Here is a 22,543-nt window from a genome sequence, read left to right on the forward strand (position 1 = left end):
ACGCTGTCTAACTAAAGCGAAAGACCGGCAGCGGCAATTCGCAAACCGCCGGGGCGGGAATTCCCGGCAGACATGTCGGATTCGCAATCGACATGCCAGCAGGGCCGTTCGTGCGAAGAAAACGCCTAGCTCCGCGCGCCGAGCAGCCGCGCCACGATGTCGCAAACAGCATCGCCACCGCTGCGATCGATCGTCACGCTCCGCTTGGGAGCGTCGTTCAGCATCGATTCGACCGCCTGCACCAAGAATATTGGCGTGAGCGGAATGTCTCCGTCGAGGCGCAGGCAACGCGCCAGCCCCGCCCGCTCCATCGCCTGCGCTCGTATCGCCTGCTCGGTCTCGTTGCCGGCGTCGAACGGCACGACGATCGCAGGCCGGCCCGCCGCCACGAGATCAAGCACCGTATTGTAGCCAGCCTGGCTGATCGACAACGCGCAGCCCGCGAGCAGCGCCGGAAAATCCGGTCGCGCCCATTCCACGGTCACATGGGCGGGCGCTGAATCCCGCAGACCGGCGAACGCTGCCTCGGATACGCCTCGCCCGACGAGGATGCGCCAGCCTCGTACCGGGCCAAGCAAGCCGGCGGCAGCCAGGCAGAGCTCAAACAGCGGCATGGCAGCCGCCGAGCCGCCGCCGGAGACGATGATTTCAGCCTCCTCGTCATTGCGAGCGCAGCGAAGCAATCCAGCGTCTTGCTCTACGCCTCCTGGATTGCTTCGCTGAGCCTGTACTCGGGCTTGCCGAAGGCAAGACCCGGGTGCTCGCAATGACGGCTCAGCCAGATAACCCGTGTAATGCAGCCGCCCGGTCAATTCCGGCGACGCCGGCCAGGATGCCTCCAGCGGCAGGAAAGCGGCATCGCCATGCACCAGGACACCATCGAAATGGCTGATAATGCGCTGCTCCGCCTCGTAAATCCGCTCAGTGCGCGGGGCGACCAGCACGTCACGGATCGAGGACAGCACCAGGACCCGCGGATTCACCGCCTTCGCCGCGGCAATCAGCCCCATGAACTCGCCGGCGAGTTGCCGCCGCCCGAACGGGAAATGCTCGGTGATGACGACATCGGGCCGCAGCGACATTGCGAGATCGCTCAGCATCGCCTGCCGCATCGCGCGGCGTTCTGTAGCGATCGGCTGCCCGGCTTCGTCGAGCAGATTGCGGAAATCGACGCCCTCGACCTTGACCGGAGGCAGCTGCACGAAAGCGAAAGGCTCGTCCTGTCGCGCTGCCAGAGGCATGCCGCCGCTCGCCAGCGTCACCTCATGTCCAGCCCCGGCCAGCGCCCGCGCCAGATGCCGCGCCCGCACGAGATGGCCGCTGCCCAGGAGATGCGTCACAGCGATCAGGATGCGTGGCATCAATCGCGCCCGCCCGATCGAACCGCACGCAGCAGCTTCTGATGAATGCGGTCGAGCCCGGCTGCAGCCGAAAAATCCTGCGTCAGCCTCGCATGCGCCGCAGCGCCCAGCGCCGCACGCCGCTCCGGCGCCATCGCAAGCTCAGCCATGGCCTGTGCCAGCCCAGCGACATCACCGGGCGCAACCAGCAGACCCTCGACACCATCGCTGACGAATTCGGGGATGCCGGCGAAATCCGTCGCGACGATCGGCAGTGCCTGGCTCGCCGCTTCCATCACGACATTGGGCAGGCCGTCGCGGTCGCCATTATCGGCCTGCTTTGAAGGCAGCACGAAGAGATCGGCCTCGCGCAAGGCGGTGACGACCGCAGCCTGCGCCTGCGGCCCGGCCCAGCTGACGCGCTCCGACAGCCCGAGCACTTCGGCCAGTATTTTCAGCGTCTTCAGCTTTTCGCCGCCGCCGATATGGATCAAACGCCAATGCAGCGTGGCCGGCAAACGCGCCAGCGCCGACAAGAGATCGTCGAAGCCCTTCTTCTCGACCGCACGGCCAATGGTGATGAAGCGCACCGGATCGGCCGGGTCGCTGCCATCGCGGAGCGGGCGCGACGGTGGCGGCGGAAAGCGGGCGAGGTCGAGCCCATGATAGACCAGCGCGACCTTGTCGGCCCGGTCGCCGAGGCGCGCGAGCTCGGCATGGCCATCGCGCGTGCAGGTCACGCCCCAGGCGGCGGCAGCGAGTTTCTCGCGCTTCTCCCAATCCGGCGTCGTCCAGATATCCTTGGCATGGGCCGAGAACGACCAGCTCAACCCCCGCAGCAGCGCCGCATAGCGGATCACCGAGGCCGGCGTGTGCAGGTAATGGACATGCAGATGGCGGATGCCCGCCGGCAGCTCGCGCGCCATCACGCAGGCCTGGCCGAGCCGGCGCAAGCGGTTGCGCGTCGGATCGCGAACAAGGTCGCGCAGGAAGACGGCGGCGAGCCTGAGCGCCCCCAGCCGTCGCAGCGCGCTTAAGGCGCCGCGCAGAACGCGGCGGGGATCGTCATGCAGATATTCCGGCAGATAAGTCACCGGCGCGGTGATCTGCTTGTGCATCAGATGGCGATCGGCGTCGGTGGGATGACGCAGCGACCAGATCGCGAAGGGCAGGCCGCGCTGCTGCAGCCCGAGCAGCTCCTGGGCAATGAAGGTCTCCGACAGCCGCGGATAGCCCTTCATCGCGATCGCGACGAGCGGCTCGGGCACGGTGCTCATCGCGCGCCGATCAGCATGAAGCGCGTATAGTTCTTCGTCGGCAGCGCGCCAGTGAACCAGGTCTCGGATAGGTTCGCCTGCTCCTGGAACGCCTCGAGCGAAGCGACGCAGCTGCGGTGATCGGGCTCACGAAAATAGTCGTTCGATTGCAGCAGCAGGGGCAGGCCTGCCGGCAAGGTCGCAAGCCAGCCCGGCACATCGTCGAGATGCTCGCAGCTCGTATTGATGACGAGGCCCGGGCGCCTCTCCTGCGCCGCGAAATCGAGGCCGGTCATGTCGGCGGTGATTGCCCGAAAACGCTTGGCCGTGACATGGCGATGGTTCAGCGTCTCGGCGACAATGGCGCAACCCGGGTCGATATCGAGGCTCACGACCTCGCTGATCGCCAACTGCGGCTCTTCCAGCAATAGCGCGCCGAGCACGCCATACCAGGCGCCGAGCACCCAGACGGGACCGTCGGGACGCGGCAAGGTCTCGGCCAGCGTCTCGACCAGCCATTGCTTCGAGGCGATCTGCTTGTGGTTGACGGCGATCGAGAGATCGACTGGGGCGCCCTTGCCGTAGAGCCGCGCGATGTCGGCGGCCACGGGGTTGCGCGTCAGCGCCGCGACACCGCGCAGGATGTCGTGAAAGGCCTCGGAAGGCTCCTGGGTCATGCCGTCTCTGTCAAAGCGGGACAAAATCGGCGGGACCATAGGCAAGCCCGGGCGCAAAGGCCAGCCGCCGCCGCAGGCTCAGACCGGTGGCTTCTTAGTGTCTGCCGCGGCTGCCGACTTGCCGACCTTGGACTTGCCGGCCTTGGACTTGCTAGCGTTGGACTTGCTAGCGTTGGACTTGCTGGCGTTGGATCTGCGGCCCCGCTTCGCGGCGGCCTGCGGCGCAGGCGCGGCTTCCTCCAGCGGCGAACCCGCCCCGGACAAGGGCTCGTGCTCGATGCCCTCGGGCTCGATGCCCTCCTCCATTGCCTCCACATCAAGGCCAGGGACCGGCTCCAGCAGCACCGGGCTTGCCTCGATGCCGGGCGCAGGCTCCTGGTCATCGCCGTCGCGCTCGGCCAGTTCCGGTGCGCTGGCGAAGCCATAGGCGGTCAGCGGCTTCTCGCGACCCTTGATCGAGATCTTCAACGGCGTCGTGCCGCGATAGCCCCGGCCGGTGACGCGTATCGTCTCTTCCGACACGACGAGATCGGACAGCACGCGCCGCGTCGCCGATTCGAGCTGGCTTGCGATCATCACCGTCTCGCCGACCGTGATCTCGCGCCGGCCGAGGCTCTCGCTCTCAACGGCGCCCACGATCGCCTGGCCGGTATGGATGCCGATGCCGATCCGCAGCGGCAAGGGTAGCGCTGCTCCATATTCGCGATTCAGCGCCTCGACCGCGCGCACGATATCTCCAGCCGCGCTGATCGCAGCCTGGGCGGCGCGCGCTGGCGTGCCCTCCAACCCGAACACCGCCATGAAGCCATCGCCATAGAAGGCATCGATCCGCCCGCCATGCGCGGCGATGGCCTGCGCCATCTCGTCGAAGAAGCGGTTGAGCAGGCCGATCAACTCCTGCGGCAATTGCCGTTCCGACAGGGCCGAGAAGGCGCGCAGATCCGCGACGATCACGGTCAGTCCGCGCTTGCCGGCCGTCGCCTCGGGTTCGGTCGCGCGCGTGGCGGCGCCCAGTCGCGAGGCCAGGAGGATCTGGACCTGCAAATCCTGACGCGGTCTGATCTGGCAGGCGAGGCGGACGCGGTCCGGCGCGGAAATCCGGCGCAGCAGCCTGGCCTCGTTCGGCCCGGGCGGCGGCAGCTTGTCGCCACCGTCGAGCACCAGCACGCGGCAGGTCGCGCAGCGGGCCCTGCCGCCGCAGAGCGCCGCATGCGGGATGCCGAAGCGCCGGAACATCTCCAGCACGGTCAGCCCCGGCGTGAGCTTGCGCACGCCATGGCCGACGAAGCGCACGGTGATGTGGCGGGTGGTGCGGACCCGGATCTCGCGGATCGCGACGAAGCCGACGAAACAACCGACGAGGCCGTAGAACGCCGTCTTCGCCCAGATCACGTTCTGGTTGAACATGGCGACCGCCGAGTCCGAATAGGTCTCCGGCGGCAACTGCATGTGCCCGGCCTCACGCGCGGCAACGGCAAAGCCGATCAGCGCCAGGATCGGCAGCAGGATCGCGGCGAGCATGAACGGGTCGCGCCAATGCTGATAGCTCTCGCGCGAGCGCAGTGAGAAATGCAGGCCGATGATGCCATGCGTCCAGACCAGCAGCAGCAGGATGGTCTGCGAAAACGCCAGGTTCGGCCAGAGCCGGCGCAGCACCGCGTGATAGCTCTCGTCGAGATTGAAGAACGTGCCCATCACCCGCGTCCCGACGATATGATCGACGAGAAAGAGCGGGATCATGACGCCGAGGCCGATCTGCAGTATCTCGCGCGCCGGCATCTTGAAGGTGCGGCGCTGCGCCACCCGCAGCAGCGCAAACAGCGGATGCACGATCAGCGCGGCGTAAAGCGCAACCGTACCCGGCCAGGAATGCCAGAACCCGTAGCGCCAGTTCTGCACGGCCTCCATCGCCTCGAGCCCTGCGATGCCGGCGGCATGGTTGAGGAAATGCGTCGTCGCGAAAGCGAGCAGCACCATGCCCGAGGCGAAGCGGATGTCGCGGCTCCAGGACGAGACCTGGTCCATGCCCGCCCCGAAACCCGCACCCTGCCTGTTGCTGCCAGCCGTCTGGGGCAGACTCATGCCACTACCCGCCTCATCAATGGACCTTTTCGTCGTGCAGCACGAAATCCGCCAGGCGATATAGCCGCGCGGCAAGATCGCGCGACAGGGCTATGCTGAAATCGGGAATCGTTTCCAGCAGTTCGAAGAACAGGTCCTTCGGCAGCCGCAGCGTGCTGACATCGCTCTTGGCGGTGACCTCGCCGACATAGGACTGGCCGCAGAGGATGGGCACGTCGCCGATGATGCTGCCTGACGCCAGCAGGAAGCGCTTGCTGCGCCCGTCGCTCCGCTCATGCGAGATCTCGACCTCGCCTTCCAGAACCACATAGACGCCTTCCGGCATTTCTCCTTCGGCAATGATCCGTGCGCCCGCGTCGAAATGCAGGCGCTCGCCCATCAGCGCGACGAGCTTCAGCCGGGGCCCGGGGAGCGAGCGAAACAGCGGCACCCTTCGCAGGCATGTGATGTCGGTTTCGAGCGTCATGGTCGCGCCTCCAGCCGTTCGGCATCCTGACGCGGCGGCAGCTCTGCCGCGACTTCGTCCTCGCCGTCCCGGTCGTCGTCCTCAATCACGCCAGACGGTCCGTTGAACACGATCCGCGGCGAGATCCCCGCTGAAAGACTAGCATCCCCAAGAAGAAGGAACAGTGTCATGCCGGCGCAATGTTCGCGCAGCCGGGCGATCAGCGCCTCAGGCTCGGGGCTGGTCGCGATCAGCGCCGCCACATCGAGCACTGCGATCTGCGGCGCCTTGATCAGGGCTTGTGCCAGAGGCACCGCAAGCTTGAGACGCCCGGGCAGGAAGCGCCCGCGAATGCCGCAATCGGTGTTGAGGCCGATCCGGTAGAGCTCACCGTCGAGGCCCGCCCGCGCCAATGCGGCCCGCACGATTCCCGCGACCTTCTTGCGCGCATCGGCGATGCCATAGCCGATGCGGCCGAACATCAGATTGTCGCGCAGGCTCGCGCCCAGCATCACCTTGCCGGGATCGTAGAAGTCGACGTCATGGACGGCATCCGCCGGCAGATGAGCCTTGAAGCTCGCCCTCGCCCGCATGATCCGCCGCCGCAGCCGGTCGTCGAGCAGATTCAGCCGGTGTTTCGGCTCGATATAGCCCAGCGCGAGCGCAAGCAGATCGCGCTCCGTCTCGGAATCGAGCGGCGCGCGCATATCCTGCTTGCTCAAGGTCGCGGAAAGGTCGGTCAGTCGCTCCATGCCAAAGCCCGCGCCGAAGGAGTAGCGCTCGAACAGGGCGTGGCCCTGCGGCAGGCCTTCGAAGATCTCGACCACCGTCGCCACGATGCGTGAGCCGACCTCGATCAGCGGCGCGACCAGCGCCTCCGCCGCCAGGATGGCATGGGCATAAGGCTCGAACAGCAGCGTCTCATTGGCGAAGCGCGGCGTCCGCCGCGCGCCGAAGATCAGGTTCTCGGCCACCGTCGCATTGGCGTTGTAGCTCTGCGGGTCGAAGGTCTCGATCAAACCGGCGAGCTTGCTGCGGCCGAGCTCTTCCGCAACGGCGCCCCGCGCCAGGACGATCTGCTCCTTGGCGTCCTCGTTCAGCGAGGCCAGTACCTTGCCGTCGAGGCCAAGCTCATAAACGTCCTCGGCGCAGCCCAGCACCTTCAGCACATCCTTGATATGCTCCTCCAGTGAAGCGGCGTCGCTCACCCCCGCACCCTCGTAATCGGTCCAGTCGGCGGTGAAGGAGAACGGCGTGTTGCCGGAGCGGATCGACTCCATGAAGACCCGGTGATCCTCCTGGCTGACCTTGCCGTTCGGCTTCATGCTCGGCCGGCGTCGCTTCAGCGGCAGCAGGATGTTGTCGCGCAGCGTGCCGGCGATGATCTCGGTCTCGTTGCCGGCATAGCCGATCATATGGCTCGCGCGCTCGACCGACATCCGGCCGAGATTGTTCGCATCGATCATGACGCGCCCGGAATAGGCCATGGCCTGACGCCCGAGGATGCGGCCAAGGACCTCGCGCGCCCCGCCATTGGGGCCGATGACCGCGACCGCACCCGGCCGCTGCAGGCGCAGCGTCAAGGGCGACAGCAAGGGCTGGCCGCGATTATCGAGCATCTGCACGGCCTCGAGCCGGACCTGCCCCGTCTCCGGCAGCGGCTTCACCCCGTCGGCCTCGTCCAGCACGACCGCCTCGTCGGTGTTGAACTGGGCGATGACCTGTTCGTATTTGATCGTGACGTCGTTGCGCTGCTGGTCCCAGTCGATCAGCTCCTTGATCGGGGGTGGCAGGTCGCGATAAGCGGCGATGACGGCTACGAGCTGGCCGATATCGAGCCTGCCCTGCAGCGCGAAGAAGCCCCCCACCGCATAGAAGAAGAACGGTGTGATCTGGGCCAAGAGGTTGTTCAGGAACTTGACCGCGAATTTGCGCTTGTAGAGCGCGTAGCGGATGTCGAAGAGCTTCCCCAGCCGGCCGGCGATGTCCGACTGCACATAATTCGTCGCGCCATGGCCCTGGATCGTCGGCCCGGCGTCGACGATCTCGCCGATGCGCCCGGCGAGCTGGCGCGACTCGATCTGGCGCTGGCGGCCGAGCCTGAGCTGCTCCTTGCGCAGGATCGGGATGATGATCGCCTGCAGCAACACGATCACGAGCGCGATCGAGCCGAGCCACATGCTCTGCACCATGATGAAGACCAGCGCCGTCAGCGCCTGGCTCAGCAGGAAGACGGGCTGGATGAAGGCCTCGCCGACGAAGCCGCCGATCGGCTCGACCTCGTCCTTGATCATGCTGGCGACCTCGGCGGGCTTGACCGCGCGGATCTCCTCGGGCCGGAAGCGCATGAGCTGGCTGAACAGGTCGTAGCGCATGCGCCTGAGCATGCGCTCGCCGAGAATGCCCTTGCGCAGGTTGATGACGTATTTGAACGCGCCGTTGATCAGCACCAGCGCCAGGAAATATCCGCTCAGCCCGAACAGCAGCCCGAGCTGGCCGACCTGGAAGCCCTCGAACAGCTTGTAGCTGGCGCCACCGAGCCAACCCGGCATGTGCAGCGTGAAGTCCAGCAGCGTCGCGGTGGTCTTGCCGTTCTTGAAAGCGCCGCCCTGGATCGCATCGTTGACGATGCGCTTGGGCACATCGAACGACGCCCAATAGAAGACTATCGAGACGAGGATGATGAGCAGGACGATGATCTGATCGCCGCGACTCTTCTGCCAGACATAACGGAAGAGGTTGGTCTCCAACGGCGATCCTGTCCGGCGGGCCGTGCCCGTCTTCTCATCTTCTGTCCCCCATATGTGGTCAGCCACGGCCCCAGTGCAATGTGGCCGTGCCTTGCGGGCAGCGCTTGCCCCGGCAATGCGGCCATGTTTCGATCACGATCTAGTGGAGGAGTTCGATGAGGCTGGGTTCGATCGACCGAGCGTGCCGGCTGCTGTGCCTCGCGCTCGCGCTGGGCGGCATGGGCTGGACGGTGCGCGCAGAGAATGCCGGCGACCCTGCCCGGCTCGTCCTGAGCGACGATTTCGAAGCCGGCCGCTTCGCGCCCGAAGGCGGTCTGTACTACAAGGACAATGCCGAGCAGCGCGGCGGGCGCGCCGTCTTCCAGGACAGGAACGTCCGCAGCGGCAGCGGCGCGCTCTCGCTGTCCGTCGCGCCCTCCTGTCCGGCGGCGGCCGATGATTGCAGCGAACGGGCCGAGGTCTGGGAAACCCCGGAGGTCCTCGCCCGCTACGACCAGACGGTCTGGTACGGCTTTGCCATGTTCATGGACGATCCGCTGCCACAGGATGACGGCCGTTACGTCATGGCGCAGTGGAAGCGCGAGATCATTCCCGGCGCGGATGGCGACTACTCGCCCTTCATGGCGCTCAGGCTCTATGAGGGGCATCTCGGCGTCACCATCGAAACCGACACGATCAAGACCTTTCCGATCGGCAGCCCGGCCCGGCCGAATGGCTGCCTGCCCGGCGAGGCATGGGCGGTGAACCGCCCGGCGGCACGCCAGACGCGAGCTCTCGTCGCGATCGAGAGCGGCACGACGCCCAAGAATTATCCGACCTATTTCGATTCCTGCGCACCGGGAATCGTGGTGACGCGCCATGCCGACCTGCCTTCCGCCCAGAAGGGCTGGGTCGATTTCGTGTTCCGCTCGAGCCCGGGGCCGGCGGGCGACGGGCATGTCGAAATCATCGCCGATGGCGTGCATGTCGCCACCGTCAAGGGCCATATCGGCCATAGCGGACCCGGCCTCGACAAGAACCAGTACTTCAAGTTCGGGCCCTACCGCGCCCCCAACCCGCAGAGCTGGAGCCTGACCTTCGACGACTTTCGGCGCGGGCCACGTTGCGCGGACGTCATCCGTTCCGGGCAATGTCCCGCCGAATGAAACTGTGTCGAAAGCCATTGGCAACACGGTTCTTTCAACGTCTAGTGATCGCACTTGGACGTAAGGCAACATCGGAAGCCAATCGGCGTTAGTGACGTATGGATATCCTGCGGGTCAGCGATCTACGCATCGGCTTCACGATTCACGGGCTTGCTCGCGATGTCGTGAAGGGCGTCAGCCTGCGCGTGCCGCCCGGCAAGACGGTCGCGCTCGTCGGCGAGTCCGGCTCCGGCAAATCGGTGATCTCGCAGGCGATCATGGGACTGTTGCCGCGCGCTGGTGCGATCACGGGCGGCGAGATCTTGTTTCGCGATCCGCTGACGCCCGGCGCCTCGATCGACATCGCCGGACTGCCCTCGGAAGGGCGCGAGATCCGGGCGCTGCGCGGCGGGCGCATCGGCATGATCTTCCAGGAGCCGATGTCCTCGCTCTCGCCGGTGCACACCATCGGCAACCAGATCGAGGAAGCACTGCAGCTGCACCGGCCGACGCCCAAGGCACAGGCGCGCGAGCTGATCGAGGTCATGCTGAAGCGCGTCGGCTTCAAGGACCCGCATCGCGCCTTCGGTTTCTACCCGTTCGAGCTTTCGGGCGGTCTGCGCCAGCGCGCGATGCTCGCCATGGCGCTGATCTGCCAGCCGGCCCTGCTGATCGCCGACGAACCGACGACAGCGCTCGACGTCACCATCCAGGCCCAGGTGCTCGACCTGATGCGCGATCTCCAGGCCGAGATGGGCATGGCGATCCTGCTGATCACCCATGATCTCGGCGTCGTCGCCAACATGGCCGACGAGGTCGTGGTGATCTACCATGGCGAGATCATGGAGAGCGGCCCGGTCGAGGACATCTTCCGCCGGCCACGCCACCCCTATCTCAAGGCCCTGCTCAAGGCCTCGCCGCATTTCGACATGCGCGAGGGCGAGCGCCTCGTCGCCTTGCGCGAGGCAAGGACCCGCCCCGTCGTCGCGTCGAAACCAGCGCCGCCGCAGAATGCGGCCCCGCTGCTCAGCGTGAGCAATCTGCGCAAGACCTACACGACCGGCTCGCGGAAGTTCTTCGGCAAAGGCACGCTCTCGACCGTCGTCGCGGTCGACGATGTTAGCTTCGAGATCAGGCGCGGCGAATGTCTTGGCCTCGTCGGCGAGAGCGGTTGCGGCAAGACCACCGTCAGCAAGATCATCATGCGGGCGGTGACGCCCGACGAGGGCAGTATCGCCTTCGATGACGGCCAGGCCTGCACCGATGTGCTGGGGCTGCGGGGCGAGGCGCTGCGCGCCTTCAGGCCGAGGGTCCAGATGATCTTCCAGGATCCGGTCTCGTCGCTGTCGCCGCGCATGACCGTGATGAACATCCTGCGCGAACCGCTGGTCGTCCACGAACGTGGCGAAGGGGTCGAGCAGACCGCCCGCGTCAAGGCGCTGATGGAGGATGTCGGACTCGATCCACGCTTCCTCAACCGCTATCCGCATTCCTTTTCCGGCGGCCAGCGCCAGCGGATCGGCATTGCGCGAGCGCTCGCGCTCGATCCCGATCTGATCATCTGCGACGAGCCCGTCTCGGCGCTCGATGTCTCGGTCCAGGCTCAGATCCTCAACCTGCTCAAGGATCTGCAGGCCGAGCGCGGCCTGACCTTCCTGTTCATCTCGCACAACCTCGCGGTGGTGAACTACATGGCCGATCGCATCGCCGTGATGGCCAACGGCCGCATCGTCGAGATCGCGCCACGCCACACGCTGTTCACCAATCCGGTGCATCCCTACACCAAGGCGCTGCTCAAATCGGTGCCTTTCGCCGATCTCGATCGCAAGCTCAACTTCAAGCTGGTCGCGCCCGGCGGCGCCTCCGATTCCACGCATTGGGCACCGGCCTTCAGGCAGGAAGAGAACGGCCCGGCGCTGGCGCATCTGCCGCTCGGCGACGGGCATTTCGTTCTCGCGCAGGCCGGCGCATCCGTCAGGGAGGTGGCCTGATGAACGGCTTTCCGCGCAAGCCTTCGCGCCGAGCGGCCCTCGCGCTCGGCTCCGCCGCCATCGCCGCGGCGGGCCTGCCGCGCCTGGCGCTCGGCCAGCAGCAAACGCCACTGAGGCTGGTCGACAGCCCCTTCTTCGCCAAGCAGGTCGCGGACGGCACGCTGCCACCCGTCGTCCAGCGCGCGCCAACCTCTCCCCGCATCATCACGGTGTCCGGAGACGGGCGCGAAGCCGGCCGCCATGGCGGTACGATGCGCATGCTGATGGGCGACCAGCGCGACATCCGCATGATGACGATCTACGGCTATGCCCGCCTCATCGTCTATGACGACAATCTCGAGCTCGCCAGCGATATCCTCGAAGGTTTCGATGTCGAGGATGGGCGCATCTTCACGCTGAAACTGCGCCCCGGCCATTGCTGGTCCGACGGCTCGCCCTTCACCACCGAGGATTTCCGCTACTGGTGGGAGGATGTCGCCAACAACAAGCGGCTTTCGCCCGGCGGGCCGCCCCAGGCGCTGATTGCGGCCGGCAAGCCGCCGACCGTCGAGGTGCTGTCGCCGACCGAGATCCGCTATAGCTGGGACGCGCCGAACCCGGTCTTCCTGCCTTCGCTCGCCGGGGCGCAGCCGGCCTATATCTACATGCCCTCGGGCTATCTGAAGCAGTTCCACGAGCGTTATGCCGACAAGGCCACGCTCTCCTCGCGCGTCAAGACCGCACGCGTGAAGGACTGGGGTTCGCTGCATGAGCGCATGTCGCGGATGTACCGGCCGGAGAACCCCGAGCTGCCGACGCTCGATCCCTGGCGCAACACCACGCCGCTGCCGGCCGAGCAGTTCACCTTCCTGCGCAACGCCTATTTCCACCGCATCGACCAGAACGGTTTGCAGCTGCCCTATGTCGACCAGGTCACGCTGACGATCGGCACCAACTCGCTGATCCCGGCCAAGACCGCCGCCGGCGAGAGCGATCTACAGGCCCGCTATATCCGCTTCGACAATTACACCTTCCTCAAGGACGCCTCGAAGCGGATGAACATCGACGTCAAGCTGTGGAAGCGGGCGGAAGGCGCCTGGTTCGCATTGATGCCGAACCTCAACGCCATCGACCCGGTCTGGCGCGACCTCAACCGCGATGTCCGCTATCGTCGCGCGCTCTCGGTGGCGATCAACCGCAAGGACGTCAACAAGGTCATCTTCTTCGGCCTTGCCAAGGAGAGCGGCAACACCGCCCTGCCCGAAAGCCCGCTCTACGACGCCAGGCAGGCGGGGTTGTGGATGGAGCAGGACAAAACGCTGGCCAACCGCCTGCTCGATGAGATCGGGCTGGTGAAGCGCGATCTCGAAGGCATCCGCCTGCTGCCGGACGGGCGCCGCCTCGAATTCACCATCGAGACCTCCGGCGAAAGCACCGAGGAGACCGACATCCTCGACCTGATCAAGCAGGATCTGGTCGCAGTCGGGGTCAAGATCTATCCCCGCTCGACGCAGCGCGACGTCTTCCGCCGCCGCATCCTGGCCGGCCAGACCATCATGTCCGCCTGGGTCGGCATGGATAATGCCCTGGTCGCTCCCGAGATGGAGCCCGATGCGCTGGCGCCCACATCCGCCTCGCAGTTCAACTGGCCGCGCTGGGGCCAGTTCCTGGAGAGCAGCGGCCGCGAGGGCGAGGAACCCGACATGCCAGAGGTCAAGGAACTCGTCAGGCTCTATCACGCCTGGCGCCGCAGCGCGACGCATGAGCAGCGCCGGCAGATCTGGCGCGACATGCTCAGGATCAACGCCGAGCAGCTCTTCACCATCGGCATCGTCAATGGCACGCTGCAGCCGGTCGTGGTCTCGCGCACCTTGCGCAACGTGCCCGATAAGGGGCTCTACAGCTTCGAGCCCGGCGCCTTCTTCGGCCGCTACATGCCCGACACCTTCTGGTTCGACCCGAGCAAGGCGCAGGTCTGAGCATGCTGCTGCAATACATCCTCAAGCGCATCCTGGTGATGATCCCGACGCTGCTCGTCACCAGCGCGCTGATCTTCACCGTCATCAACCTGCCCGAAGGCGATTATTTCGAGACGCTCGCCGCCGAGATGCAGGCGCAGGGGGAAAAGGCTGACCTCAGCCGCATCGAGTTCCTGAAGAAGGAGTACGGCTTCGACAAGCCGCCGGTCGAACGCTATTTCTGGTGGGTCACCGGCCTTCTCCAGGGCGATATGGGCTACTCCTTCGAGTATCAGCGCCCGGTCCGCGAAATCGTCGGCGACCGCCTGATGCTGACGATGGTGGTCTCCTTCGTCACCATCATCGTCACCTGGCTGATCGCCTTCCCGATCGGGATCTATTCGGCGACGCATCAATATAGCTGGGGCGATTACGGGCTGACCTTCCTGGGGCTGATCGGCCTGGCGATCCCGCATTTCCTGCTGGCGCTGGTGTTCATGTACGCGGCGAATGTCTGGTTCGGGACCTCGATCGGCGGGCTCGTCGACCCGCAATATCTCAATCAGCCGATGAGCTGGGCCAAGCTCTGGTCGATCCTCGAACATCTCTGGATTCCGGTGATCATCATCGGGGCCGGCGGCACCGCCGGCATGATCCGCGCCGTCAGGGCCAATCTGCTCGACGAGTTGCAGAAGCAGTATTTCGTCACAGCCCGCGCCAAGGGACTGCCGCCGGGTAAGGCGCTGCGCAAATACCCGCTGCGCATGTCGCTCAACTTCTTCGTCTCCGATATCGGCGACATCCTGCCCTCGATCGTCTCGGGCGCCGAGATCGTCGCGATCGTGCTCTCGCTCCAGACCACAGGCCCGCTCCTGATCCGGGCCTTGCAGAGCCAGGACATGTATCTCGCCGGCTCCTTCCTGATGTTCCTGTCCTTCCTGACCGTGATCGGCGTGCTGATCTCCGACATCTCGCTCGCGATCCTCGATCCACGGATCAGGCTGCAAGGCACGGCGACCAAGTGAGCGCTCTTCCCGCAGACGGCGCGCCCCTGCCGCATACCGCCTCGACCGCCCCCTTCGAGCCCCATGCGGTCGAGAAGATGACGCCCGAGCAGGAGCGGGTCTATCTCGCTTCGCAATGGCAATTGATGTGGTGGAAGTTTCGCAAGCACAAGCTCGCGGTGATCTCCGGCGTCGTCATCCTGACGATCTACGCCATGGTCGCGATCTGCGAATTCCTTGCACCCTACGACTACACCACGCGCAACACCGACTTCATCCGCGCGCCGCGCCAGGAGGTGCACCTGTTTCATCAGGGCAGCCTCATCGGCCCCTTCGTCTACCCCTACACGCAGCGCCTCAACATGGAGAACCTGAAGCGCGAATATGATGTCGACACCACCCGCCCCGAGAAGCTGCGCTTCTTTTGCCGGGGCGACGCCTATGATTTCTGGGGGCTGATCCCGGGCAATCTGCATCTGGTCTGCCCTCCGCAAGGCGGCACGCTCTTCCTGCTCGGTTCGGACCGGCTCGGCCGCGATATGCTCTCGCGCATTCTCTATGGCGGACGCATCTCGCTCTCGATCGGCCTGCTCGGCGTCTTCGTCTCCTTCGTGCTCGGCGTCATCATCGGCGGCATCGCCGGCTATTACGGCGGCAAGGTCGATCTCATCGTCCAGCGCATCATCGAGATCGTGCAGTCGCTGCCGCATATCCCGCTCTGGCTGGCGCTGGCCTCGATCATGCCGCCCTCCTGGAGCCCGCTGCTGGTCTATTTCGGCATCACCGTCATCCTCGGCCTGATGGATTGGACGGGTCTGGCCCGCGCCGTGCGCTCGAAACTGCTTTCGCTGCGCGAGGAGGATTATGTCGTCGCGGCCCAGTTGATGGGCGCCAAGCCCGCCCGCATCATCGGCCTGCATCTCGTGCCCGGCTTCATGAGCCATCTCATCGCCTCCGCGACGATCACCATTCCCAGGACGATCCTGGGCGAGACGGCGCTGAGCTTCCTGGGTCTGGGCCTGCGCCCACCCATCACCAGCTGGGGCGTGATGCTGAACGAGGCACAGAACATCAATGTGGTGGCGCTGTATCCCTGGTTGCTCTATCCGGTCGTCCCGGTGATCCTGATCATCCTGGCCTTCAACTTCCTCGGCGATGGCCTGCGCGACGCGGCCGATCCCTATCGCTGAGCGCAAGCCCGCAGAGCAGCACGCGGAGCACCACGCGGTGCGCATCGCCTTCCATACGCCGCTCAACGCCTTCGATGACGGCCGCATCTCCGGCGACAGGCGCATGGCGCGGCAGATCGCGACCGCCCTGGAACAGCTCGGCCATGTCGTCGAGCCCGTGCGCGATGCGCGCTCCTACATGAAGACGTCGGACCCTGGCCTGCTGGAACGCCACCGCATCGAGGCAGCGGCGAAGATCGGGACCTTGACCGCCGCCTGGCGCGCGCGCGCAGCGCCTCCCGACCTCTGGTTCACCTATCACAGCTATTACAAGGCGCCCGATCTGCTCGGACCCGCCATCTCGGAGCACCTCTCGATCCCCTATGTCGTCGCGGAGGCAAGCGGCTCCGAACGCCGCGCCAAGGGGGAATGGGCGCAGCATGTCGCGCTGGCGCGCGCCAGCTTCGGGGCAGCCGATCTGCATCTCTGCTTCACCGAGCGCGACCGGATGGGCGTCGAGTTCTGGTGCGGAGCGCGCACGCAGTTCCTCGCCTTCCCGCCCTTCATCGCGCTCGAAGCCAGTGCGCCCAGGCCCTCGCCCAGACCAAAGCCGCAACCCGGCCCGCCACGCCTCGTCACCGTCGCGATGATGCGCGGCGGCGTGAAGCATGAGAGCTATCTCGCTTTGGCGCGCACATTGCTGCTGCTCGTCGACAAGCCCTGGACATTGACCGTGATCGGCGACGGGCCGCTGCGCGGCGAGGTCGAGCAGGCTTTCGCCGCTTTGCCCATAGGCCGCGTCACCTGGCTGGGCGCGCTTGCCCAGGACCAGGTCGCGGCCGAACTCGCAAGCCACGACGTCTTCATCTGGCCCGGCCTCGGCGAGGCCTATGGGCTGGTCTATCTGGAGGCGCAAGCCGCCGGCCTCCCCGTCATCGCCTTCGCCAGCGGCGGCGTGCCCGACACCGTCAAACCGGATGAAACCGCCTTCCTCGCACCCGAGAATGATGAGCCGGCGTTGGCCATGGCGCTCTCCCGGCTGCTCGCCGACCCGTCCCTGCGCACCCGGATGGGCCGAGCCGCCGCTACCTTCATCAGGAGCGAGCGCACTTTGGAGACGGCCAGCGCCATCCTGGCGCAAGGCTTTGCGCGTATCACCTCGGCCCGCACGGAGGCGATGCCGTGAGCGACACGTCCCTGGGCGAACTTCTCGCCGAGCTCGATTGCTGGAGCGAGGCCGGCAGGCGCCTCCGGCTCTGGCTGCGCGATGACGACGCCGTCGCCCCAAGCCCGGCGCTCGACCGTCTCGCCGGCATGAGCGAGCGCTTCGCCTTGCCCGTGCTCCTGGCCGTCATCCCGATGCTGACTGAGCCGGCTCTGGCCGCGGCGCTGCGGGCGGCTCCCTCGCTCTTGCCTTGCCAGCATGGCTGCAGGCACCAGAACCACGCCGCCGCGGGCATGAAGAAAGCCGAATTCGGCGCTGGCCGCCCACACGCCGAGGCTGCGGCTGACATCACGGCCGGGCGGCAGCGGCTCGGCGATCTACTCGGGGCCTCCGTGCTGCCCGTCTTCGTGCCGCCCTGGAACCGCATCGACCCCGACCTGGCGCGGGCCCTGCCGGAATTCGGCTTCGCCGGACTGTCCTGCTTTCGCGGCTTCGGGCTCGGTGGCGACGGCCCAGCCCTAGTCAATAGCGACATCGACGTGATGGACTGGCATGGCGGGCGGGTCGGCCGCTCCTTGCAGGCACTCGCCCTGGAGATCCGCGACCAGATCGCGGCGCGGCGCCAACAACCGGAGGGCACAGACACGCTCGGCCTGCTGCTGCACCATCGCGACCATGACGAGACCGCCTGGACTGCCTTGCAAACCCTGCTTGCGACGCTCACGGCGCATCCCGTTATCGTGACCACTGATCCGGGGCGGTTGTTTTGGGACCGGAGCGCTGCATAAATGCGGCACTCACGCTTGGGGCGCTCGTCGCCCTGAAGAGCGGACTTGGATCGAAGCCTACGCCACGCTATGATCCCGTCTTGCATTCCCGGGTGCGTTCGTCCTCTCCACGGGGGTCGTCTGGCCTTTCTGCGGAGGACGACGCAGTCATGTCTTTCAACGTCGTCGACCTCCCCGGCGTCGAGCGCACGCCGCGAGACCCCCATGCGCCGCGCGTCCTGATCTACAGCCACGACACCTTCGGCCTCGGCCATATCCGGCGCTGCCGGGCGATCGCCAATTCGCTTGTGGCCAACTACCCTCATATATCAGTGATCATCATCTCGGGCTCGTCGGTGATCTCGAGCTTCCAGTTCGGTGACGGCGTCGACTATGTCCGCATCCCCGGCGTCGAGAAGCAGAGCGATGGCCGCTATGGCCCCCATCATCTCAATCTCGACCTCACCGACACGATCCGTCTGCGCACCGACATCATCAAGCAGGTCGTACTCTCCTTCGATCCCGATGTGGTCATCGTCGACAAGGAGCCGGTCGGCCTGCGCGGCGAATTGATCCCGGCGCTCGAAGTCCTGCGCCGGCGCGGCGCGCGCATCGTGCTCGGCCTGCGCGACGTGCTCGACGAGCCGACGAAGCTCTATGAGGAATGGCGTCATACCGGAGCGATCGAGGCGCTGGAGCAGGTCTATGACGACATCTTCGTCTATGGGCTGGAGAGCATCTACCAGCCGCTTGCCGGCCTGCCGAACCAGCACCTCTTCGCCGACAAGATCCGCTATACCGGCTATCTCAAGCGCGCCGTGCCGAGCCCGATGCCGCCCAACCGCTATCCGCGCATCACCAAGGGGCCGTTCATCCTGGTGACGCCCGGCGGCGGCGGCGACGGGGCCGGCGTGATCGACTGGGTGATTTCCGCTTATGAGGCCGACCCGACCATCGCCTTGCCGGCGCTGATCGTGTTCGGCCCCTTCATGTCGCGCGAGCGCCGCAAGGAGTTCGCCGAGCGCATCGCCCGTCTTCCGAAGCTGGAAAGCCTCGGTTTCGAGCCGCGCCTCGAATTGCTGATGAATCGCGCCCACTGCGTCGTCGCGATGGGCGGTTACAACACCTTCTGCGAGATCCTCTCCTTCGACAAACCGGCGCTGATCGTGCCGCGCGTCAAGCCGCGGCTCGAACAGGCGATCCGCGCCGAGCGCGCCGACCATCTGAAGCTGATCGATGTCCTGCATGATCCCGCGCAGAACGGCGAGGGCGCACGCGACCCGCTGGTGATGGCCGCCGCACTGCATGCTTTGCCCAAACGCGTGCCGCCCTCCCAGGCTTTCGTCCCGAGCCTGCTCGACGGCCTGCCGGCCGTTGCCCGCGCGCTCGCCGACGACCTCTCAATGCCGGTCCGCGGCAGAATCCTGGCGCAAAATGCCGCCGTGGTGAGCTGACAGGTCTATCCTGCTCTCATTCTTTTGATGAGAACCCTCACCCTTTAAGGCGCTACTTTCGCGGCTCCTCAGGAATAAGTGCTGTGTTTCCACGCAGTCTCCCGACAGACATCCCCCGCGACGTCCGGTGAAGCAGCGGCACAAGAATCCAGTTGGGATTCACATGCTTTCTTTACCATGCCCAGAAAATTCGATCTCAAATCATTGTTATATTATTTGAACGGCTTTCTTCGTTTACCAGCGCAGCATTATGAGATTCATATACTTGTCGGTAATTTCGGTAGATCAAGCTGAATTGATTAAGATTCTTGCTAGACGATGATCAATCACAAGAACGATCATCAAGATGCTGTCGAAGAATGACGTCTGATTGAATACCCCCTCGAAATCTTGACCGATAGCGCGTGACGGCATGTCGAACCCGATAGCGATACTGGGAGCCGGCATCGCCGGTCTCACCGCGGCCCGCGAATTGCGCCGGCGAGGCTTGCCGGTCATTGTTTTCGAGGCCGGAAAATCCATCGGAGGCATGGCGTCATCCTTCAAGGACGCCGAAGGCTTCTCCTATGACATGGGCGCCCATTTCGTGAGCAACCGGCTCGCGGAAGCCCTCGGTGCCGGCGATATCTGCGAAACGGTGAAGCATTACGGCGAAGCCGTCCTGCTCAATGGTCGCAGCTATAACTACCCGTTCGGCTTGATGCGCTCGCCGCGCCTGGTCGGGAGCGCCATCGCCGCGAAACTGCGCCGGACGGAGATCGCCTCCGCCAGCGACTGGTTCAGGCAGACTTATGGCGATGCGCTGGCGCAGGCTATCGCCATCCCGTTGGCGGAAGCCTGGTCGGGCGCCTCCGCCGAAGACCTTTCCCCGGCGGTCGGCGACAAGATGCGGGCCGGAATCCTGAAGTCGCTTTATCTGAAGGCGGCCGCCCATGTGACCAACCGCGCGGTCTGCAACGGCTATTCGCACGACATGCCGGAAAGCCCGAGCGTCTACCACGTCTATCCGAAAGGCGGAATCGCCAAGCTCCTGGAGCCGATGGCGCGAGAGGTCGCGGATTCGATCCGGCTGGAATCGCCGATCGAGCGCGTTCTGGTGGAGGGAAACCGGGTCACCGGCGTTCGCGTCAAAGGCGAGACCATCCCCGTATCGGCCGTGATCAGCACCGCCCCCGTGCATGTGCTGCCAAAATTGCTGGAAGGCACCTCCGCGCTCGATCATCTCGCGGCCTTCCGCTATCGCCCGATGGTCTTCGTCAACCTGCGCTTCACAGGCCGCAACCTGCTGCCCGACACGATGCTCTGGGTACCGGATCGCACGCAGCCCTTCTTCAGGCTGACCGAAGCGCCGATCTCTATGCCGTGGCTCGCGCCGCAGGGGAAAACCCTGATCACCTTCGATATCGGCTGCAGCGTCGGCGACCAGCACTGGACGATGCCCGACGACAAACTGGCCGAACTCTGCCTCGACGGCATCTGCCGAATCTACCCCCATCTCAGGCAGGCCTATCTCGGCCCCGGCGGCATCGTCAAAACCCCGATTTCCTATCCGGTCCACCTCCTGGCCTATGAGCAGGAGCGGCTCCGCTTTGCCGAAACGACGGGTGTCGACGGTCTCTACAGCATCGGCCGCAACGGCGAGTTCGCGCATATCCTGATGGAGGATGTCTATTGGCGCACGCTGAAGCGCACCGAGCAGGTCGCCGCCTATGTCGGTCAGCTACCCGCTTTGGTCGCCGGATTGCGCGACGCCCATTCGGCTCTGCGCAAGCGCGCGAAACCGGTCGGCTCCAAGCGAACAACCGAGCCCGCTCCAATCGCAAAAGCGGGTTGAGAACACCCGGGAGAGCCTGCCCGCCGGCAGCCATGGCGGGCAGCCGACCCGTGCTGCACAAACCGCCGTCACGACTCATCGCAAGTTCGTAGACAGGCCGGAGTAAACTTCTCAATATATCAGCCATCGGAGGAGGATGGCGCTCCACACGCGCCATCCTATGGAAGGATTTTGCGATGGCGCTGCACTTCAAGAATTTCGCCCTGCTCGAACCCGATCATGGCGAACTGCGCCGAGGCTACGAACTTCTGGTCGATGGCGAGACGATCCGCGAACTCCAGGACAAGCCGATCAAGGCCGCGAATGCCGATGTGATCGATTGCGGCGGCCGCACGCTGATGCCGGGGCTGATCGACAGCCATGTCCATGTCTTCCTCTCCGAAGTCTATATCCGCGCCATGGAGAGCATGCCGCTGACGCTGATGACGGCGCGCGCCGTCCGCCTGATGAAGGGCATGATCGACCGTGGCTTCACCACGGTGCGCGATACCGGCGGCGCCGATTGGGGCATCAAGGAAGCCGTCGACAAGGGCGATGTCGCGGCTCCGCGCCTGTTCATCGCCGGCGCCGCGATCGGCCCGACCGGCGGCCATAGCGACCCGCGTCGGCGCACCGATTTCGGCGCGCGCTGCCATTGCTGCAACGCCATGGCCTACACCATGAACGTCTCGGATGGCGTCTCCTCGGTGAAGAAGTCGGTGCGCGAGCAGATGCGGCTCGGCGCCGACCACATCAAGATCATGATGTCGGGCGGCGTCGCCTCACCCTACGACCCGCTCGATTCCATGCAGTTCAGCGTCGATGAGGTGAAGACGGCAGTCGAGGAGGCCAAGGCCTTCGGCCGCTATGTCTGCGCCCATGCCTATACGCCCGAGGCGATCACGCGCGCCGCCCAATGCGGCGTCCGCGCCATCGAGCACGGCAATCTGATCGACGACGCCTCGGCCAAGCTGATGGCCGAGAATGGCATGTTCCTGACCGCAAACCTCGTCGCCTACTACGCGATGAAGGAACGTGCCGCCGAATTCGGCATGAACAGCGACATGCTCGCCAAGAATGACCTCGTCATCGATGGCGGCCTGCGCTCGCTCGAGATCTGCAAGCGCGCCGGCGTGCCTGTCGCCTATGGCAGCGATCTGCTCGGCCAGCTCCAGGTCGAGCAGTCCAGGGAATTCCTGCTGCGCAGCGAGGTGCTCTCCCCCATCGAGATCATCCGCTCGGCAACGACGATCGGCGCGCAGCTGCTGCGTATGGAGGGCAAGCTTGGCACGCTGCGTGCTGGGGCTTTCGCCGACATGATCCTCGTCGAGGGCGACCCGCTGAAGAACCTCGGACTCTTCCAGGAACAGGGCAAACATCTGGCGATGATCATGAAGGGCGGCGCGTTCCACAAGAACACGCTGCATTGAGGCTAGAGCGTTTTCGAGCGAAGCGGAACGGAAACAGCTCCAGGAGGCCTGATGTCGCGCCGCGACGAATAGCGACAAACGATGCGACGGATAGAGAAAGACAATCTTGACTGTTTGTAAGTGGAGCCGCAGCTTGCGG

Annotated in this window: 16 protein-coding genes; 10 read left to right on the forward strand and 6 right to left on the reverse strand. The window is 65.4% G+C overall.

The window, feature by feature from the left end; genetic code table 11:
- Positions 1-125 precede the first annotated feature (125 nt).
- From BHK69_RS02435 to BHK69_RS02460, 6 genes are all read right to left on the reverse strand, one after another.
- The gene (locus BHK69_RS02435) at positions 126-1,361 is read right to left on the reverse strand and encodes a glycosyltransferase family protein (protein WP_069688723.1); all 1,236 of its coding nucleotides are present in this window, start codon (positions 1,359-1,361) and stop codon (positions 126-128) included.
- A complete protein-coding gene (locus BHK69_RS02440) occupies positions 1,361-2,617 on the reverse strand; it encodes a glycosyltransferase (RefSeq protein ID WP_083269077.1) in 1,257 nt (418 codons plus the stop codon). Before BHK69_RS02440 ends, BHK69_RS02435 begins: the two co-directional genes overlap by 1 nt.
- On the reverse strand, positions 2,614-3,273 hold the full coding sequence (locus tag BHK69_RS02445; RefSeq protein WP_069688724.1) for a hypothetical protein: 660 nt from the start codon (positions 3,271-3,273) through the stop codon (positions 2,614-2,616). Before BHK69_RS02445 ends, BHK69_RS02440 begins: the two co-directional genes overlap by 4 nt.
- A gap of 78 nt (positions 3,274-3,351) precedes the next feature.
- A complete protein-coding gene (locus BHK69_RS02450; protein WP_069688725.1) occupies positions 3,352-5,355 on the reverse strand; it encodes an adenylate/guanylate cyclase domain-containing protein in 2,004 nt (667 codons plus the stop codon).
- 16 nt (positions 5,356-5,371) lie between these two features.
- Positions 5,372-5,821 carry a cyclic nucleotide-binding domain-containing protein gene (locus BHK69_RS02455; RefSeq protein WP_069688726.1) on the reverse strand — a complete coding sequence of 150 codons (450 nt, stop codon included), beginning with the start codon at positions 5,819-5,821 and terminating at the stop codon, positions 5,372-5,374.
- Positions 5,818-8,550, reverse strand: a complete 2,733-nt coding sequence (locus tag BHK69_RS02460; RefSeq protein WP_069688727.1) for an ABC transporter ATP-binding protein/permease — start codon at positions 8,548-8,550, stop codon at positions 5,818-5,820. The genes BHK69_RS02455 and BHK69_RS02460 overlap by 4 nt, the downstream gene beginning before the upstream one ends.
- 155 nt (positions 8,551-8,705) lie before the next feature.
- Here BHK69_RS02460 and BHK69_RS02465 point away from each other — a divergent pair, with 155 nt between their 5' ends.
- From BHK69_RS02465 to BHK69_RS02510, 10 genes are all read left to right on the forward strand, one after another.
- Positions 8,706-9,695, forward strand: a complete 990-nt coding sequence (locus BHK69_RS02465) for a heparin lyase I family protein (RefSeq protein WP_069688728.1) — start codon at positions 8,706-8,708, stop codon at positions 9,693-9,695.
- A 98-nt stretch (positions 9,696-9,793) separates the two neighbouring features.
- Entirely contained in the window at positions 9,794-11,665 is a 1,872-nt protein-coding gene (locus BHK69_RS02470) for an ABC transporter ATP-binding protein (protein ID WP_069688729.1), read from the forward strand.
- Complete coding sequence (locus BHK69_RS02475) at positions 11,665-13,623, forward strand: ABC transporter substrate-binding protein (RefSeq protein ID WP_069688730.1); 1,959 nt, start codon at positions 11,665-11,667, stop codon at positions 13,621-13,623. Before BHK69_RS02470 ends, BHK69_RS02475 begins: the two co-directional genes overlap by 1 nt.
- 5 nt (positions 13,624-13,628) lie before the next feature.
- Positions 13,629-14,627 (forward strand): ABC transporter permease, encoded by a 999-nt coding sequence (locus BHK69_RS02480; protein ID WP_069693309.1) that lies wholly within the window; start codon positions 13,629-13,631, stop codon positions 14,625-14,627.
- Complete coding sequence (locus tag BHK69_RS02485) at positions 14,624-15,796, forward strand: ABC transporter permease (protein ID WP_069688731.1); 1,173 nt, start codon at positions 14,624-14,626, stop codon at positions 15,794-15,796. The genes BHK69_RS02480 and BHK69_RS02485 overlap by 4 nt, the downstream gene beginning before the upstream one ends.
- Positions 15,797-15,833: 37 nt before the next feature.
- Entirely contained in the window at positions 15,834-16,961 is a 1,128-nt protein-coding gene (locus BHK69_RS33375; protein WP_069693310.1) for a glycosyltransferase family 4 protein, read from the forward strand.
- Complete coding sequence (locus BHK69_RS02495; RefSeq protein WP_069688732.1) at positions 16,958-17,728, forward strand: polysaccharide deacetylase family protein; 771 nt, start codon at positions 16,958-16,960, stop codon at positions 17,726-17,728. The genes BHK69_RS33375 and BHK69_RS02495 overlap by 4 nt, the downstream gene beginning before the upstream one ends.
- A 149-nt stretch (positions 17,729-17,877) precedes the next feature.
- Entirely contained in the window at positions 17,878-19,161 is a 1,284-nt protein-coding gene (locus tag BHK69_RS02500; RefSeq protein WP_069688733.1) for a glycosyltransferase family protein, read from the forward strand.
- A 412-nt stretch (positions 19,162-19,573) separates the two neighbouring features.
- Positions 19,574-20,995: a protoporphyrinogen/coproporphyrinogen oxidase gene (locus tag BHK69_RS02505; RefSeq protein ID WP_069688734.1), complete on the forward strand. Its 1,422-nt coding sequence runs from the start codon at positions 19,574-19,576 to the stop codon at positions 20,993-20,995.
- A 176-nt stretch (positions 20,996-21,171) separates the two neighbouring features.
- The gene (locus BHK69_RS02510; RefSeq protein WP_069688735.1) at positions 21,172-22,404 is read left to right on the forward strand and encodes a metal-dependent hydrolase family protein; all 1,233 of its coding nucleotides are present in this window, start codon (positions 21,172-21,174) and stop codon (positions 22,402-22,404) included.
- The last annotated feature ends 139 nt before the right edge of the window (positions 22,405-22,543 follow it).

This window comes from Bosea vaviloviae (assembly GCF_001741865.1).
GTDB classification, from domain to species: Bacteria; Pseudomonadota; Alphaproteobacteria; order Rhizobiales; family Beijerinckiaceae; genus Allobosea; species Allobosea vaviloviae.

What these genes read in the sequence shown, in the direction of transcription:
- BHK69_RS02435 (WP_069688723.1), bottom strand. Translation starts at nt 1,361, where the DNA reads ATGCCACGCATCCTGATCGCTGTGACGCATCTCCTGGGCAGCGGCCAT.
- BHK69_RS02440 (WP_083269077.1), bottom strand. Translation starts at nt 2,617, where the DNA reads ATGAGCACCGTGCCCGAGCCGCTCGTCGCGATCGCGATGAAGGGCTAT.
- BHK69_RS02445 (WP_069688724.1), bottom strand. Translation starts at nt 3,273, where the DNA reads ATGACCCAGGAGCCTTCCGAGGCCTTTCACGACATCCTGCGCGGTGTC.
- BHK69_RS02450 (WP_069688725.1), bottom strand. Translation starts at nt 5,355, where the DNA reads ATGAGTCTGCCCCAGACGGCTGGCAGCAACAGGCAGGGTGCGGGTTTC.
- BHK69_RS02455 (WP_069688726.1), bottom strand. Translation starts at nt 5,821, where the DNA reads ATGACGCTCGAAACCGACATCACATGCCTGCGAAGGGTGCCGCTGTTT.
- BHK69_RS02465 (WP_069688728.1), top strand. Translation starts at nt 8,706, where the DNA reads ATGAGGCTGGGTTCGATCGACCGAGCGTGCCGGCTGCTGTGCCTCGCG.
- BHK69_RS02470 (WP_069688729.1), top strand. Translation starts at nt 9,794, where the DNA reads ATGGATATCCTGCGGGTCAGCGATCTACGCATCGGCTTCACGATTCAC.
- BHK69_RS02475 (WP_069688730.1), top strand. Translation starts at nt 11,665, where the DNA reads ATGAACGGCTTTCCGCGCAAGCCTTCGCGCCGAGCGGCCCTCGCGCTC.
- BHK69_RS02500 (WP_069688733.1), top strand. Translation starts at nt 17,878, where the DNA reads ATGTCTTTCAACGTCGTCGACCTCCCCGGCGTCGAGCGCACGCCGCGA.
- BHK69_RS02505 (WP_069688734.1), top strand. Translation starts at nt 19,574, where the DNA reads ATGTCGAACCCGATAGCGATACTGGGAGCCGGCATCGCCGGTCTCACC.
- BHK69_RS02510 (WP_069688735.1), top strand. Translation starts at nt 21,172, where the DNA reads ATGGCGCTGCACTTCAAGAATTTCGCCCTGCTCGAACCCGATCATGGC.